We start from the raw sequence: 14,428 nt of genomic DNA on the forward strand, positions 1-14,428 counted from the left end.
CTCGGCTGGTGAGACAGAGTCTATCTTTCTCTAAAAAAATGGAGAATCACGTTGGGGAACCCTTTGGTATTTTATCCATGACTACAATGCACAGCAAAGCAAAGGATTAAGCCGCCATCACTACTACCGAATCACCACCCAACTTAAAACCTCACCATTGCCTAATCTTCCCTATGGGGTTGGAGACAAGCTTTGCACCCTCACTGAAGGAGTAATTTCCCACTTCCACTCGCAACTATAGAATTAGCTATAATAAAATTACCACAAGTATCATCTTCATATTTCCTGAAACTATATGACCTTAAAACAATTAGGCCGAATTACTTTTAGCTCCAAAATTATGGCAGGTCAAGCCTGTATTCGAGGAATGCGTATTCCTGTTTCTTTAATTCTTAATCTACTTGCTAACGAAAAGCCGATAGAGGAAATATTAGAGGAATACCCTGACCTAGAAAGAGAAGATATTCACCAATGTTTATTATATGCTTCTTGGTTAGCCAGAGAACAAGTTCATTATTTTGAATTAATCGAGCAATGGAGATAGAGTTTATCGCCGATATGGGGATTTCTCTGCGTACAGTCTCATGGTTAAGAGAACAAGGTTATGATGTCGTTCATCTTCGAGATGAAGGCTTACAAACTTTATTTGATCAGGAAATTCTTGCCAAAGCAAAAAGAGAAAATAGGCATAAAGTTGTTCACTTCCCGTATAGCTGTAGTAGTCTGCGGAATTTGTGCCGTAGTAAGTAGCCATGGCTCAATTCTCCTGTTTAGTTGTAGACAGTGGCTAGTACGCACTCTACCCCCCAGACTGTATCATACGCTACAATTTAATAAATTTTTACATTTATCCCCATACCAGACCCTCTCCTCTTAGTGCGATCGCTGCTTTGGTCGGCTCCTAATTTAGACTGCCTATCGGAGATTTTAGTACAAATGCTCGAACTGGCAACTCCAGCACTCCCGTACAATCTTAACGAGCAATCTAGATAAACATCTTCAATGCTGCTTTTGAGAAGGAGACGGGTTGCTAAAGCCTCTATAATAAGTAGCCATAGAGATGCCGACAACTTCCCCTGTCGATAGCGAATAAGGAGAAAAAAAAACCAGTGTTTGTCCTCAAAGGTTACGAGTATTTTCTAGGATTTCTGCTCGCTTGCAGTTTAGTACCAATCCTATCCCTAACGGCCTCCAAAGTCCTGCGGCCTAGTGGTGGTGGTCCGGAAAGACGCACCACTTATGAATCGGGGATGGAACCGATCGGCGGTGCTTGGATTCAGTTTAACATTCGTTATTATATGTTTGCCCTCGTTTTCGTGGTTTTTGACGTGGAAACCGTCTTTCTCTACCCTTGGGCAGTAGCTTTCAATCAATTGGGCCTATTAGCTTTTGTAGAAGCACTGATCTTTATTGCTATCCTTGTGGTTGCTCTCGTCTATGCTTGGCGGAAAGGAGCCTTAGAATGGTCATAACGGCCATAATTTTCCTTATTTTTGACTTTTCATGAGAGGATAACCCGATGAGTCCCAACCCTACCAGCGAATTTAAGCAAATTATCGAACAACAAAGCGAAAAAATCCTCAATCCCATCGAACGCACTAAAGTTACCCAGGATTTATCGGAAAATGTCATCCTTACCACCGTTGATGACCTGTATAACTGGGCGCGTTTGTCAAGTCTTTGGCCGATGCTATACGGTACAGCTTGCTGTTTTATCGAGTTCGCAGCCTTGATTGGTTCCCGTTTTGATTTCGATCGCTTTGGTTTAGTTCCCCGTTCTAGTCCCCGGCAAGCCGATTTAATCATCACTGCCGGTACAATCACCATGAAAATGGCCCCCGCTTTGGTGCGTCTGTATGAAGAAATGCCGGAACCTAAATACGTTATCGCCATGGGTGCCTGTACGATTACGGGGGGAATGTTCAGCAGTGACTCCACCACCGCAGTTAGAGGGGTAGATAAACTTATCCCCGTGGATGTCTATATACCCGGTTGTCCCCCCCGTCCGGAAGCGATTATCGACGCGATTATTAAACTACGGAAAAAAGTCGCTAACGAATCTATTCAAGAACGCGGGACTGTCCTCCAGCAAACCAATCGTTATTACAGCACCACCCACAAAATGCAGGCCACGGAACCGATTCTTACGGGTAAATATCTGCAATCGGCCACCCGTCAAGCACCTCCGAAAGAGTTACTAGAAGCCACCGGTATGCCTGTTCCCCCCGCTCTTTTGACCACGAAACAAAAGGAAGAAATCTAAATGACTGAAGAAACGACAGCTATTGTGCAAGCTGGCCCCACTTCGATTTGGTTAAGCGAAAATGGTTTTGAGCATCAAGCTTTAGAAGCTGACCATAGTGGTGTGGAATTGATTAAAGTAGAAGCAGACTTTTTAATTCCTCTGGCCACTGCTTTATACGCTTATGGTTTTAATTATCTCCAATGTCAGGGTGCTTACGATTTGGGACCGGGGAAAGAATTAGTTAGTTTCTATCATCTAGTCAAAGTAACCGATAATGTCGATAGTCCCGTGGAAGTGCGCTTAAAAGTCTTTCTTCCCAGAGATAATCCCAGGGTTGCCTCGGTTTACTGGATTTGGAAAGCAGCTGACTGGCAAGAACGAGAAAGTTATGATATGTTCGGCATTATTTATGAAGGACATCCCCACCTGAAACGGATTTTAATGCCGGAAGATTGGGTCGGTTGGCCTCTACGCAAAGATTACGTTTCTCCCGAATTCTACGAACTACAGGACGCTTACTAAGTCGAGAATTTAATCAGTAATATCGGGTTAGAAGATATTTCTAGCCCGATTTTTTTGAGATTTAGGGACAAGATAAGCTATTGACTATTTAGTCGGTTAAATCTACATTTCGTAGCCAAACTTATTGGCATCCACTTCTTGTAAATTAATATCGATTAAACCGTATTCTAACCAGCGTTGGGAAACCTTGAGTGCCATGGCAGTATCCGACTCCAAAGGTTCCCCCCATTCGTGGTCAGTTTCAGGATACATTTTAGTGGTGGCATCAATTCCCATTCTTCCCCCCAAACCGACCTTTTCGCTGGCAAAATCGAGGCTATCAAAGGGGGTTTCCGGGAGAATAAACACATCGCGAACCGGATCCACTTTAGAACTAATTGCCCAAACCACTTGCCGGGGGTCGCGAATATTAATCTCCTTATCGACGACGATGACAAATTTAGTATAGGTGAACTGGGGTAAGGCACTCCAAAAAGCTAAGGCCGCTCGCCGCGCTTGTCCAGGATAGGCTTTATCAATGGAGATAATCGCCGCTTTATAGCTTAAAGCCTCCATAGGTAGGAAAAAATCCCTGATTTCCGACACCTGTTGCCGTAAAATCGGTGTATAAATACGATTAAGAGCGATAGCCATCATCGCTTCTTCCTTGGGAGGACGACCGCTAAAAGTGGTTAAATAAATGGGGTCGCGACGATGGGTCATGCAGTGGAAATGAATCAGGGGTGAATCTTCCACACCGCCATAGTAACCCATGTGATCACCAAAGGGTCCATCTGGCAATACCTCTCCGGGAGTAATTGTTCCTTCCAGGACGATTTCTGAGTCGGCCGGCACTTCCAAAGCGAGGGTTTTACACTTGGCTAACTGTACCCCGGAACCGCCGTACAATCCCGCAAACAGCCATTCTGAGAGATCTACGGGGATAGGAGTGGCGGCGGCCATGATAATCAGAGGATCAACCCCTAAAGCGATGGCTATTTCTAATTTTTTGCCCATTTGTGCCGCTTTTCGCAGGTGACGCGCCCCACCGCGCACGGATAACCAGTGGACGGTCATGGTATTGTGAGACTGTAGCTGTAAGCGATAGACACCGACGTTAGGGGTTCCCGTTTCGCAATCTTTAGTAATTACTAGCCCTAGGGTGATAATCTGGCCTGCATCCCCCGGATAGGGGCGAATCATCGGAATTTTCTTTAAATCTACTTCATCCCCTTCTAAAATTACCTGTTGACAGGCAGGGAAAAAGTTACGGTTGGGTTTGGCTTTCAGCACATCAAATAAAACTTTACCAAAATCGATCGCTTGGGAGAGTTTTTTCGGGGGTTTCGGTTGTTGCAACAGGGCGAGTTTTTTGCCTAAATCTTCCAATTCTTCGGGTTTATTCAGGTTCATCGCCCAACAGATGCGTTCTACCGTTCCCATCAGGTTAATAGCGACGGGAAACTCTGCTCCTTGCACGTTTTCAAACAGTAGGGCCGGTCCCCCCACCTGTAGCATCCGATTAGCGATCTCGGCAATTTCTAAATCGGCAGAGACCGATGCACTAATGCGGCGTAATTGCCCACGATCTTCTAAAAGCTTAATAAATCCTCGTAAGTCTCTAGCCATGATGAAGAAATGTAAATAAATCCCTGTCTCTATTATCTCTTAGGGCGGCAGTTTCCGTCAGGGATAGTCACCGTTTTGAGAGTTTGAGGCGATTCTCGTCTAGAATTAAGTAAAAAAATCCCCATCTCGCCAGCTTCATTCCTAACCCTAAATTTATGCTTATCCAGCCCGGAGGTCAACATGATTAAGGATCTTGAAATTAGTAATTTTAGGTGTTTTGAGAATACCAAAATTGAAGGCTTTGAGCGAGTTAATTTAATTGGTGGTAAAAACAATTCAGGGAAAACTGCCTTGTTAGAGGCAATATTTTTATATAGTTATCCCTATCCAAATACTATTCATCCCTACATCAGAGGAATCATTCGTAAGGAATCTTTAGCAGTTGTTCCGACTATTCCTAAAAATGCTTGGGATAATTTATTATTCAATCTTGATAGAAAAAATATTATTGAGTTAAAAGGCTCCCAATCTAATCAAGGAGATAAATTGGTAAAAATATCGATTTCCGATTCTCTTAAAGATAGTCTTCTAGTTCGCTCTGAAGATTGGCAACAATTATATAATTTTATTGCTAAAAATAAATCGGTTATTTCTATCTTAAATATACAAACAAGTTTTGACCCTGAGAATAACCCAAAAGATAGTCAACTGAACTATTTTTTAATTGCTAGTTCTGAGGGAATACTAGCTTTACCTGATGCGGGTGATGACCAACCAGTAATCATTGCCGCATCTGTCAATAAATCTTTGAAAGAATTGAGCGAGTCCTATACTAAAATAGTTTTTAATGAACAGGAAGAAGAAGTGCTAAAAGCTCTACACATTCTCGATCCGTCTATTGAAAAAATAGAAAGTTTTTTTCTGGGTGAACCAAATTTATATCTGAAAATAAAAGAGACAAAACGCCTACCTGTATCTCTGTTTGGTGAAGCTATTAATCGTTTGATAGAGATAATTATTACTCTGCTGCTTAATCCGCAAAAAATCATTTTTATCGATCAAATAGAAAATGGTCTTCACTATACTGCTTACCCAGATATTTGGAAAACTTTATTCCGATTAGCTATGGAACTAGATAGCCAAATTTTTGCCACAACCCATAGTTTAGAGATGATCCAAGCTTTTGCCGATGTGGGGTTAGAATATTATCCAGAACAGGGAGCCTATTTTGAACTAGCCAGAAGTCCCAGAACTGATAAAATTATCGGTATTAAAAGTGAATTAGATATCTTAGATTATGCTCTCAAGCACAATGATCGAATCAGAGGTGAGTAGAATCGTGGCTAATGTAATGATTGTTGAGAGTCAAGATGATCAGGCTTTTTTACGAGCTATTATTGAGCATATTAATGAATCGACTCATCTAACGATAACTATTGTTGAATTTTATATTCTAGACGGAATAGAACGAGAAAATTATCGTAGCCTTGAACAACGACTGAAACGACTTAATAACACCTTGCTCAAAGATGATATTCAAAAGATAGGTATTGTTTTAGATTTAGATGAACAAACCAGACAAGAAAGACTTGCTCTGGTTAGTCAATGTATTCAAAGAGTTTTTAGAGAAGCAGCCAGGATAGATGATACCCAAAAGCTATTTCAATTAAATGCTTCTACGAATACTCAAATAGGTTGTCATTTTCTTCATGTTAATGAACAGGGGGAACTAGAGACAGTGTTGAGAGAAATTAAAACCCAAGATTCTCCCCATGCTGATTGTGTAGAAGCTTGGCGATCCTGTCTTGCACAAAAAAATATTGATATAAATCGTAAAAAAATTGATAAATTGTGGATTCAAAACTATATCAGGGAAGATACACCATCACAGAATGAAAAAAGAGAGGCTAAGAAATATTGTAATTTATCCCATGCTTTAACCAAAAAAGATATTTGGAACTTTGAGCATGAGGTATTAAATGAACTCAAAGAATTTTTACAACTATTTGCTGTCTAATCAAAAATCCCCCTAGAAATCTAGAGGGATCGAGGGATATATGGAGTGCAATTTAGAAGTAAATTGTCCCACCCCAGCGCTCGTCTAGACGGGGAGCAACCAACAGATAAGCGGCGACGTTATACACATCATCTTCGGTCAGATTGCGTAATTCTGGGAAGATATCGGGACGGCTAACATTGGGATGGAATTCGCTCAGATCATCTTCACCATCGTAACTGGTGGGATGTTCTAGATAATCAATCAATGCTAACAGATTATCTCTGGGGGGTTCCGCTTTTGCCAGATCGGCCAGACCCAAACTGACATTATTATTAGTTTTGGTTTTACCTTGCAGGTGACACTTAGTACAATTGGCGACAAAAAGTTTCTGTCCTTCCGTCGCTTGTTCGGAAGTCAAAGTCACCGATCCCCCCGCATCATTGAGGGTGATGGTGAGGGTTTTTTCATCGAGTTCTAAGGCACTAGCGCCGTTAAGATTGAATTGTAATACAAAAAAGACTACAGCGATCGCTGCCACAATCAAACGTTTGATCATTGTTCTCCTACTCGCAATTGTTCCAAGAAAGGGGATTTTAAGGTGACTAAAAAATTTTCTCCTCTGGGAGGGTATCGATCGATTCTAAGTGATCACGGACACCGAGAAGATCGCAGTTGGGAATAAAGTCAAGGGGACGTTTCCGTTTTCGAGGCGGTTACTCCTGAGCGTTGGGATAAAATCAGTGAGATAATTGCTTTAGCATCTTCTAGGGCGAGATTAGTCTGCCGATCTTTATAGGAGATGCCTAATTGGTCGCAAAGTGACAACACAGATTCATCGGCCAGATCGTACTCTGCCGCAATATCAGCGATCGATAGATCAGCAAAACCCATAGTCTAACGCACCCACCAAGGATAGAGAATACTTATTAGTTACCATAATTATCATGCCATTGCTGGGGACATTCTTCACAGTGATCAGTGATCGGTCGTCAGTTATCAGATGTGAGTTTTCAGTTCACTGATTACTGTTTACTGTTTACTGATCACTGAAAAAAAGCTCCCCGCACCCCACACCCCATCACCCCAGACCCTCAAAATTCCCTAATTTTCCCGACTTTTGCCTTTTTATTCCCTAAGATAGAGACTCGTGTAAACAAATTTAATTAAAATCGCAAAAAACCTGAAAAAATACTAAAATGTGATTAAGAATGTTATTTTTAGCGTTGTAAGGCTAAATCTTTCTCGATAACATTGTAATCATACCTCCACACTCTTTTGTACAAAGGACTGCACCTTTGTTAACTTATGGATATACAACTGATCAACATCGGCTTCGGTAATATTGTTTCCGCTAATCGGGTTATCGCCATCGTTAGCCCGGAATCTGCTCCTATCAAACGCATCATCAGTGATGCTCGGGATAAAGGCTGTTTAATCGATGCTACCTATGGAAGACGGACTCGTGCGGTGATCATCACCGATTCTAGTCATGTAGTGCTGTCGGCCATTCAACCAGAAACCGTGGCTCACCGTTTCGTGGTCAACAAGGAAGCGCCTGTTAATAGTAGCAACTAAGTTATTAACCCCATGCAACCCGGTCAATTAATTGTCATTACTGGCCCTAGCGGCGTGGGCAAGGGTACGCTAGTCCGGCATTTACTAACTCGTTTCCCTAACCTCTACCTGTCCGTATCCGCCACTACGCGCCCACCTCGACCGGGTGAAATTGAGGGGGAAGATTACTACTTTCTCGACCGTCCCAGTTTCGAGGAGAAAATGGCAGCCGGACAATTTCTGGAATCGGCCGAATACGCGGGCAACTACTATGGGACACCCCAATCAGCGATCGCCGCTCAATTAGCAACAGGCCAGACCGTAATTCTAGAAATCGAATTAGAGGGAGCCAGACAGGTCTGTCAAAGCTTCCCCGAAGCGAGGAGAATCTTTATCCTACCCCCCAGTTTCGAGGAATTAGAACGTCGTTTGCGCGGCCGGGGCAAAGATGCCGAAACAGCGATCGCCCGCCGTCTAGAGCGCGCCCAAGAAGAATTAGCCGCCAGCGAGGAATTCCCCTATCAAATCGTCAACGATGACCTAGAAACCGCCCTAGATGCCATCGAGAAGATTATTTTTAGCCGTTAGCTGTTGGGGGTTAGGTGTCAGTCCTCGGTCGTCAGCCTTGAATCAGTTATCAGCTTCTGAAGGCAAGAGGCAACCATACCCCAACCCCCCCCCGACGTCGGGGGGGTTGGGGGGCAAAAGACAGAATCTGACATTCTCCTACCTAAAAAGAAGGTTAGAAACTAAGCACATCAAAGCTTTTAGCTTAACCAATTAGGTCTTAGATTCGGCCCTTGTTATCAGATCTGAGTTTTCAGTTCACTGATTACTGATTACTGTTCACTGTTCACTGAAAATACTTCCCCACTTCCCCTAATCCCTATCCCCCATTCCCTAGGTTACAATCAAAAAAACTAACCGCAGCAGCAAGACAAGAAAGCGCAATGATTCCTACCGTTATTGAAACCACAGGCCGGGGCGAACGCGCCTTCGATATCTACTCCCGACTACTCCGGGAAAGAATCGTCTTTTTGGGACAAGAAGTAACCAGCGACCTGGCTAACCTAATCGTCGCCCAATTGCTCTTTCTAGAAGCAGAAGACCCCGAAAAAGATATTTACTTGTATATCAACTCCCCCGGGGGTTCCGTTTCGGCCGGATTAGGGATTTTTGACACCATGAATCAAATCCGTCCCGATGTCAGCACCATTTGTATTGGTTTAGCTGCCAGTATGGGGGCTTTTCTCCTCAGTGCCGGCAAACCGGGCAAAAGAATGAGCCTACCCAACTCGCGGATCATGATTCACCAACCCCTCGGCGGCGCCCAAGGTCAGGCCACCGATATCGAAATTCAGGCCAAAGAAATTCTCTATCTCAAACAATTACTCAATGAACACCTAGCTAGTCATACGGGTAAACCTCTCGACCTCATCGCCGAGGATACGGAAAGGGATTTCTTTATGTCCGCCGAAGAAGCCCTAGACTATGGTTTAATCGATCAGGTGATCGATCGCAGTCCTTCCGCTTCTAACCCTCCCAGTAAATAGTTGTCACTAACCCCGCCCTAAAAGCGACGGAGCTTGCCTAGACCAATTTAGGCGACGCAAGTAGAGACTACCGCATCGAGACACAATCTGGCACAGACTTCCGAATTCTTCCCTAGTTCGGATTTCCTCTAAGCTTTATTGGTAAGGCGTTGTTAGACAAGACATCTTGATTGTGTTGCGGTTCGGGACTTTAACTTTACTCTTCAGGATTATCTCCGTGGAAAGAGTTCCGGCTCTTCGTTACTTGTTATGGTTCGATAGGGTGGCATAAATCGACTAAATCCTTATCTGGCAAGAGATTTAATTGATTAGTTCGCTCTAGATCGAAAACAATTGACAAAAATCGCCAAATGTCTTTCTTTATAAGGGTTTCATCTCTTATAATCCTGTCCGTTGCATAAGACAAACGGAAGAACCTTTTAACCCCAGATCTAATCCTAGGCAATGACCCGTCGATTCTGATTGTGGGGTTATATCTCTAATATCGAGTTTTAACATTAACTGGCAATAATATCCGTCAGCACGTTTAACTATTCTTACCCGTTGAATTTGCCATTCTTGAAAATAAAACAAGTCTCGACTACCAATTAGTTTTAACTCCCCAATGTTTTTTCCATCAGTGAAAGTTATTCTCTTGGAATTTCGATTAAGTTTACAACCTGACTTTTTAAACTCAACAGAATGAGTACGTTTAGAGTATTTAGGATACCATTTCGTGCCAGCAATTTTCTTCTTACAGTTACTATAAAACCGAAGAATAGCAGTCCAAGTCCGTTCGCAAGCCTGTTGATAAGCTGTAGATTTAAGCTCTTTGACGAAAGAATATTCATCTCTTAATTGAGTTGTATATCGATAAATATCTTTTTGTACTACACTCTTATTTTCTGCCCAATATCTAAGACATTTATTCCGAACAAAATGAACTGTCCGAATAGCCTCATCAATGGCTTGATATTGAGATGATTTTCCTCTAAGCTTGTACCGTAAAACAAACATTTTGCGTTATCGACCGCAACGATCGCAAACTATTCCAGCATACTGCAATTACATTGTCAACTATAGGTCAGACTTGTTTTTAGCTGTGCTTTGCTGTTCTATATCGGCATTCATGAGGGGAACCCTGGGGCGAAGTAATTCGCCCCTTTAAAAGCCCCGTCCCATCGTACTAAGCGCGAGGGACGAATGCTGACACTAAGTTAAATAACAATGAAAAGTTCTAACGGATTGGGTTAAGATCGAGACGTAACCCGAAAAAAATTGCAACAGGAATCGGTAGAAACCCCCCCAGTCACTGGGGTTATTAACGGAAATTTTTTTACTGGCAATCCCTATGAACTATCATCCACCCTCACAGCCCCTGCCCGCCCCCTGTATTATTGATTCTGGCGTGGTCATCGCTAAAGAAGATATGCGTCGTCTCCTCGATGATCTCGGACGAGTTCGCTACATCCATAGTCTCGAAGGAGTGATTCAGAGTGAAGGGGAGGGATGGATAGTGGAAGTTTTCGCCGATTATCAGCAAAGCACCCTAGTTGCTAACTACAGTCTTTATCTCAATACCTATAGCTTCGATTGTCTGCGTTTAACCCGCTCTCCCGACGGTGAAACCTATTTTGATCTGATCCAAGACAATCGGCAATTAAGGTTAATTCCCCTGAGTAATCCACTCCAAGACCCCGATATGAAAGCCCGTCTCAATGCCGATACCCTCGAAGCCATGGTTACTCAGGTACTTTCTGCTAAGTGGGATGTGCAGTTTGAAGACGAAGACGACAACGATTGCCCCTTTTAGGCAGTGAGCAAAAATACTGGTTACTGATAACTGATAACTGATAACTGATAACTGATAACTGATAACTGATAACTGAAACAGTGGGATTTTCCTTTGAATTAATCGCCCGGTGTCCCCAAACTGGCGCGCGGGTTGGGGTTTGGCATACTCCCCACGGACCGGTAGAAACACCCCGTTTTATGCCCGTGGGAACTTTGGCCACGGTGAAAGGTTTGACCCCCGCTCAAATCGCCAGCACGGGGGCGCAAATGATTCTCGCTAATACCTATCACCTGCATCTGCAGCCTGGAGAAAGTATTATCGAGAAAGCGGGAGGTTTACACGAGTTTATGGCGTGGAATCAGCCAATATTAACAGATTCTGGTGGATTTCAGGTATTTAGCCTGAGTCAACTGCGGCAAATTAAAGAATCGGGAGTCACCTTTCGATCGCCCCGGGACGGTAGAATAATCGAAATTACGCCAGAAAAATCGATTCAGATTCAAAATGCCCTCGGTGCTGATGTGATTATGGCCTTCGATGAATGTCCCCCCACGGGAGTCAGTCATGAGACCATGAAAGCATCCATAGAACGCACCTATCGCTGGTTAGAGCGCTGTCTGAGGGCCCATCAACGACCCCAACAACAGGCTTTATTCGCCATAGTGCAGGGGGGAATTTATGAGGATTTACGGGCAGCGGCGGCGGAATCTTTAGTAAAACTCGATTTACCCGGTTATGCTATCGGTGGCGTGAGTGTGGGGGAAGAAACGAGCCTAATTCATCGCATTGTCCAGATAACTGCCCCTTTACTCCCCGAAAATAAACCCCGTTACCTGATGGGAGTGGGAACCTATCGAGAAATGGCCAAGGCGATCGCTAGTGGCATAGATCTGTTTGATTGCGTCATTCCCACCCGTTTTGGTCGCCATGGCACGGCTTTAGTGCGGGGAGAGCGTTGGAACCTAAAAAATGCCCGTTTTAAGGAGGATTTCGCCCCTTTAGACGAGACTTGTCCCTGCTACACCTGTCAACACTTTAGCCGTGCCTATCTGAATCATTTAATTAAATCGGGGGAAATGTTGGGTTATATTCTCTTATCTCTGCACAATATCGCCGAATTAATCAGATTTACCCGGGAAATTCGTCAATCTATCCTAGTAGGGACTTTTGCCCAAGATTTTGCCCCTTGGCTTGAGGATGCCGTAGATGTTACCTCAACGTGATAAAATTTCAGGAAACGTTTTAAAATTTTCTTGTCAAGGTAGATAGAGAGATGGAAACTGCACTTTTGTTCGCCAAATTGCCAGAAGCATACCAAATTTTCGACCCTTTAGTCGATGTCTTGCCCCTGATTCCCCTATTTTTCCTCTTGCTGGCCTTTGTTTGGCAAGCATCCGTCGGTTTTAAATAAATCGACTCTCAATTATCAGTTATCAGTGAGCAGTTATCAGTTATCAGTGAGCAGTTATCAGTTATCAGTGAGCAGTTATCAGCTTCTGAAGGCAAGAGGCAACAGGCAAGAGGCAAAAGACAGAATCTGACAATTTTCCTACCTAAAAAGAAGGTTAGAGACTAAGCACATCAAAGCTTTTAGCTTAACCAATTAGGTCTGAGATTCAGCCCTTGTTATCGGATTTGAGTTTTAAGTGAAATGACATCTTTTCACTGATTACTGTTTACTGATCACTGTTTACTGAAAAAGCTTCCCAGATTAAAACAAAGTCCCGGTTAAATCAGCATCAGTCAAGTCCACATCTTCTAAAATTGCCCCGCGCAAATCGGCATAACTGAGATCCGCACCACGGAAACTGGCCCCAGTGAGATCGGTAATAAATCCGTCTCTTTCGGGACTAGCACGAAAATTAACCCGGCAAAGTCGGCAATCAGCGAAATTAGCTCGATATAACAGGGAGCCGCTCAGATTGGCATAGTTGAGATCGGCTCCGCAAAGGTTAGTTTTGCCTAAGTCCGTGCGTTGGTCGGAAGTGGAGCGAAAATCCGTATCGATTAATAGGGCCTGCTGGAGATTAGCACTGTTGAGATTAACACCGTTTAAGACGGCTTTGGTTAAATAAGTGGCTTCTAAATTGGCTTCGATGAGATTAGCCCCGCTTAAGTCCGCATCTCGTAAACAAGCTCGATAAAAGTCCACTTGACTTAAATCTGCTCCCCAGAGAATCGCCTCACTTAAATCCGCTTCTCTCAGCAGCGATCGCGAAAGGCGTATCTTTCCTAACCGCGCCTGTCGCAGATCGGCACGGCAAAAATTGACTCCTGGGAGGGCAATATTAGTTAAGTCGCTTTCCCGCAAATTAATCCCCCGAAAATCTCTTTCTCCCTCCCGATAGCGTTGACAAAGTTCTTCTAGGAGCATGGATTTTTTTTCCATATCATAATTGAGGCCAAATGTCAAGGGTTTGGTAATTTTTATTTAGGGTTGGCTGAATAAATCTAAAAACCTTGTTGGATAAGACTTTTAGACTTTTTTCCCCTCAAAAAGTGCCAGCCATTGCGGGGATCGGGGGGAAAATTCCGGGACTTTTTCCCTGAAAATTAGGTAGTTGACCACCTGAAAATCGATAAAACCCCACACCCCACACCCCACACCCTGCCCCCAGGAAAAGCTTTTTGCCGCAGACCCTATTTAGGGAGATGGAAAGCCGGCAGACTCTCGAATTCTCGTGCCCGTTGACGCATTTGCTGACTAATGCGATCGCAAACTACCTGACAGAGATCATAGATCACGGGGTCGGTAATTTGATAGTAAACGCTGACTCCTTGGGGTTGCCGCGAGATAATTCCCGCTTGGGTTAAAGCTTTCAGGTGTTTGGAGAGATTGGCCTGGCCTAGTCCGGTAGCTTCAGCGATTTCTTTACCATTCATCGCGCCTAATTGCAAGCAACTGAGAATCTGTAGGCGACTGACTTCCGACAGGACTTTGAAATAGTCCGCCACCGAAGCGAGGACGACGCTAGAGGTTTGGGGGGAGAAACTGTCTAACATAGGTAGGTAATAAAGTGACCAGTTAAAAAGGCTGACAATAGGTTATCGTTTAAAACTTTATAACTATTGACTACTATAGTTTAACTGGAGAGTTGACACTCCCCGCTCTAAAGAGACGGGGATTCTTGGTTCACAGAGATTACTTGCTTAGACAGAATTGCTTCTGAAAAAGTAGAGGTATTCTCTCCCCAAGCGTTTATTGGATCGAGCATCGAAGGTTCCGGTATGCC

At 43.6% G+C, this 14,428-nt stretch carries 18 protein-coding genes and 1 pseudogene; 13 read left to right on the forward strand and 6 right to left on the reverse strand.

Annotated elements, in window-relative coordinates:
• Window positions 1–295: 295 nt before the first annotated feature.
• From IM319_RS09215 to IM319_RS09235, 5 genes are all read left to right on the forward strand, one after another.
• Window positions 296–544: a DUF433 domain-containing protein gene (locus IM319_RS09215; RefSeq protein ID WP_287735372.1), complete on the forward strand. Its 249-nt coding sequence runs from the start codon at window positions 296–298 to the stop codon at window positions 542–544.
• 14 nt (window positions 545–558) lie between these two features.
• Entirely contained in the window at window positions 559–750 is a 192-nt protein-coding gene (locus IM319_RS09220) for a DUF5615 family PIN-like protein (protein WP_287735378.1), read from the forward strand.
• Window positions 751–1,109: 359 nt separating this feature from the next.
• Entirely contained in the window at window positions 1,110–1,472 is a 363-nt protein-coding gene (gene ndhC, locus IM319_RS09225) for a photosynthetic/respiratory NAD(P)H-quinone oxidoreductase subunit C (protein ID WP_002739390.1), read from the forward strand.
• A 47-nt stretch (window positions 1,473–1,519) separates the two neighbouring features.
• Complete coding sequence (gene ndhK / locus IM319_RS09230) at window positions 1,520–2,263, forward strand: photosynthetic/respiratory NAD(P)H-quinone oxidoreductase subunit K (RefSeq protein WP_002760976.1); 744 nt, start codon at window positions 1,520–1,522, stop codon at window positions 2,261–2,263.
• The gene (locus IM319_RS09235; protein WP_002780471.1) at window positions 2,264–2,767 is read left to right on the forward strand and encodes an NAD(P)H-quinone oxidoreductase subunit J; all 504 of its coding nucleotides are present in this window, start codon (window positions 2,264–2,266) and stop codon (window positions 2,765–2,767) included.
• Between the two features lie 102 nt (window positions 2,768–2,869).
• On the opposite strand, the gene IM319_RS09240 is transcribed toward IM319_RS09235, so the two are convergent.
• Window positions 2,870–4,375, reverse strand: coding sequence for a UbiD family decarboxylase (locus IM319_RS09240; RefSeq protein ID WP_287674784.1), 1,506 nt, complete (start codon window positions 4,373–4,375; stop codon window positions 2,870–2,872).
• Between the two features lie 180 nt (window positions 4,376–4,555).
• Here IM319_RS09240 and IM319_RS09245 point away from each other — a divergent pair, with 180 nt between their 5' ends.
• Entirely contained in the window at window positions 4,556–5,650 is a 1,095-nt protein-coding gene (locus tag IM319_RS09245) for an AAA family ATPase (RefSeq protein ID WP_287735373.1), read from the forward strand.
• Window positions 5,628–6,332, forward strand: coding sequence for a DUF3226 domain-containing protein (locus tag IM319_RS09250; protein WP_353743946.1), 705 nt, complete (start codon window positions 5,628–5,630; stop codon window positions 6,330–6,332). The genes IM319_RS09245 and IM319_RS09250 overlap by 23 nt, the downstream gene beginning before the upstream one ends.
• 52 nt (window positions 6,333–6,384) lie before the next feature.
• Here the strand turns inward: IM319_RS09250 and psbV are convergent, their stop codons facing one another.
• Both psbV and IM319_RS09260 read right to left on the reverse strand, forming a co-directional pair.
• Window positions 6,385–6,870: a photosystem II cytochrome c-550 gene (gene psbV / locus IM319_RS09255; protein ID WP_287735374.1), complete on the reverse strand. Its 486-nt coding sequence runs from the start codon at window positions 6,868–6,870 to the stop codon at window positions 6,385–6,387.
• Between the two features lie 128 nt (window positions 6,871–6,998).
• The gene (locus IM319_RS09260) at window positions 6,999–7,205 is read right to left on the reverse strand and encodes a hypothetical protein (RefSeq protein ID WP_002735525.1); all 207 of its coding nucleotides are present in this window, start codon (window positions 7,203–7,205) and stop codon (window positions 6,999–7,001) included.
• Between the two features lie 414 nt (window positions 7,206–7,619).
• Between IM319_RS09260 and remA the strand changes: the two genes are divergently transcribed.
• The 3 genes from remA (at window position 7,620) to clpP (ending at window position 9,421) form a co-directional block, all read left to right on the forward strand.
• The gene (gene remA / locus IM319_RS09265) at window positions 7,620–7,889 is read left to right on the forward strand and encodes an extracellular matrix/biofilm regulator RemA (protein WP_002737924.1); all 270 of its coding nucleotides are present in this window, start codon (window positions 7,620–7,622) and stop codon (window positions 7,887–7,889) included.
• Between the two features lie 12 nt (window positions 7,890–7,901).
• Window positions 7,902–8,456, forward strand: coding sequence for a guanylate kinase (gene gmk / locus IM319_RS09270; protein ID WP_286826456.1), 555 nt, complete (start codon window positions 7,902–7,904; stop codon window positions 8,454–8,456).
• Between the two features lie 362 nt (window positions 8,457–8,818).
• Window positions 8,819–9,421 (forward strand): ATP-dependent Clp endopeptidase proteolytic subunit ClpP, encoded by a 603-nt coding sequence (gene clpP / locus IM319_RS09275; RefSeq protein ID WP_004163379.1) that lies wholly within the window; start codon window positions 8,819–8,821, stop codon window positions 9,419–9,421.
• Window positions 9,422–9,838: 417 nt separating this feature from the next.
• On the opposite strand, the pseudogene IM319_RS09280 reads toward clpP, so the two are convergent.
• Window positions 9,839–10,417, reverse strand: a pseudogene (locus IM319_RS09280) (RNA-guided endonuclease InsQ/TnpB family protein); the annotation flags it as partial.
• 334 nt (window positions 10,418–10,751) lie between these two features.
• On the opposite strand from IM319_RS09280, the gene IM319_RS09285 reads away from it, so the two are divergent.
• From IM319_RS09285 to IM319_RS09295, 3 genes are all read left to right on the forward strand, one after another.
• Complete coding sequence (locus IM319_RS09285) at window positions 10,752–11,213, forward strand: hypothetical protein (RefSeq protein WP_004163378.1); 462 nt, start codon at window positions 10,752–10,754, stop codon at window positions 11,211–11,213.
• A gap of 80 nt (window positions 11,214–11,293) precedes the next feature.
• Window positions 11,294–12,418 carry a tRNA guanosine(34) transglycosylase Tgt gene (gene tgt, locus IM319_RS09290; protein ID WP_287735376.1) on the forward strand — a complete coding sequence of 375 codons (1,125 nt, stop codon included), beginning with the start codon at window positions 11,294–11,296 and terminating at the stop codon, window positions 12,416–12,418.
• Between the two features lie 50 nt (window positions 12,419–12,468).
• Window positions 12,469–12,606, forward strand: a complete 138-nt coding sequence (locus IM319_RS09295; RefSeq protein WP_002739211.1) for a photosystem II reaction center protein K — start codon at window positions 12,469–12,471, stop codon at window positions 12,604–12,606.
• Between the two features lie 300 nt (window positions 12,607–12,906).
• On the opposite strand, the gene hetL is transcribed toward IM319_RS09295, so the two are convergent.
• Window positions 12,907–13,569: a heterocyst differentiation pentapeptide repeat protein HetL gene (gene hetL, locus IM319_RS09300; protein WP_287735379.1), complete on the reverse strand. Its 663-nt coding sequence runs from the start codon at window positions 13,567–13,569 to the stop codon at window positions 12,907–12,909.
• 266 nt (window positions 13,570–13,835) lie between these two features.
• On the reverse strand, window positions 13,836–14,198 hold the full coding sequence (locus tag IM319_RS09305) for an ArsR/SmtB family transcription factor (protein WP_002738764.1): 363 nt from the start codon (window positions 14,196–14,198) through the stop codon (window positions 13,836–13,838).
• Window positions 14,199–14,428 lie beyond the last annotated feature (230 nt).

It is taken from the genome of Microcystis sp. M113S1, assembly GCF_020246945.1.
Taxonomy (GTDB): Bacteria; Cyanobacteriota; Cyanobacteriia; order Cyanobacteriales; family Microcystaceae; genus Microcystis.

Coding starts and splice junctions, on each gene's coding strand:
- ndhK (WP_002760976.1), top strand. CDS start 1,520: ATGAGTCCCAACCCTACCAGCGAATTTAAGCAAATTATCGAACAACAA.
- IM319_RS09245 (WP_287735373.1), top strand. CDS start 4,556: ATGATTAAGGATCTTGAAATTAGTAATTTTAGGTGTTTTGAGAATACC.
- IM319_RS09250 (WP_353743946.1), top strand. CDS start 5,628: ATGATCGAATCAGAGGTGAGTAGAATCGTGGCTAATGTAATGATTGTT.
- IM319_RS09295 (WP_002739211.1), top strand. CDS start 12,469: ATGGAAACTGCACTTTTGTTCGCCAAATTGCCAGAAGCATACCAAATT.
- hetL (WP_287735379.1), bottom strand. CDS start 13,569: ATGCTCCTAGAAGAACTTTGTCAACGCTATCGGGAGGGAGAAAGAGAT.
- IM319_RS09305 (WP_002738764.1), bottom strand. CDS start 14,198: ATGTTAGACAGTTTCTCCCCCCAAACCTCTAGCGTCGTCCTCGCTTCG.
- gmk (WP_286826456.1), top strand. CDS start 7,902: ATGCAACCCGGTCAATTAATTGTCATTACTGGCCCTAGCGGCGTGGGC.
- IM319_RS09260 (WP_002735525.1), bottom strand. CDS start 7,205: ATGGGTTTTGCTGATCTATCGATCGCTGATATTGCGGCAGAGTACGAT.
- IM319_RS09285 (WP_004163378.1), top strand. CDS start 10,752: ATGAACTATCATCCACCCTCACAGCCCCTGCCCGCCCCCTGTATTATT.
- IM319_RS09235 (WP_002780471.1), top strand. CDS start 2,264: ATGACTGAAGAAACGACAGCTATTGTGCAAGCTGGCCCCACTTCGATT.
- IM319_RS09220 (WP_287735378.1), top strand. CDS start 559: ATGGGGATTTCTCTGCGTACAGTCTCATGGTTAAGAGAACAAGGTTAT.
- clpP (WP_004163379.1), top strand. CDS start 8,819: ATGATTCCTACCGTTATTGAAACCACAGGCCGGGGCGAACGCGCCTTC.
- remA (WP_002737924.1), top strand. CDS start 7,620: ATGGATATACAACTGATCAACATCGGCTTCGGTAATATTGTTTCCGCT.
- IM319_RS09240 (WP_287674784.1), bottom strand. CDS start 4,375: ATGGCTAGAGACTTACGAGGATTTATTAAGCTTTTAGAAGATCGTGGG.
- psbV (WP_287735374.1), bottom strand. CDS start 6,870: ATGATCAAACGTTTGATTGTGGCAGCGATCGCTGTAGTCTTTTTTGTA.
- IM319_RS09215 (WP_287735372.1), top strand. CDS start 296: ATGACCTTAAAACAATTAGGCCGAATTACTTTTAGCTCCAAAATTATG.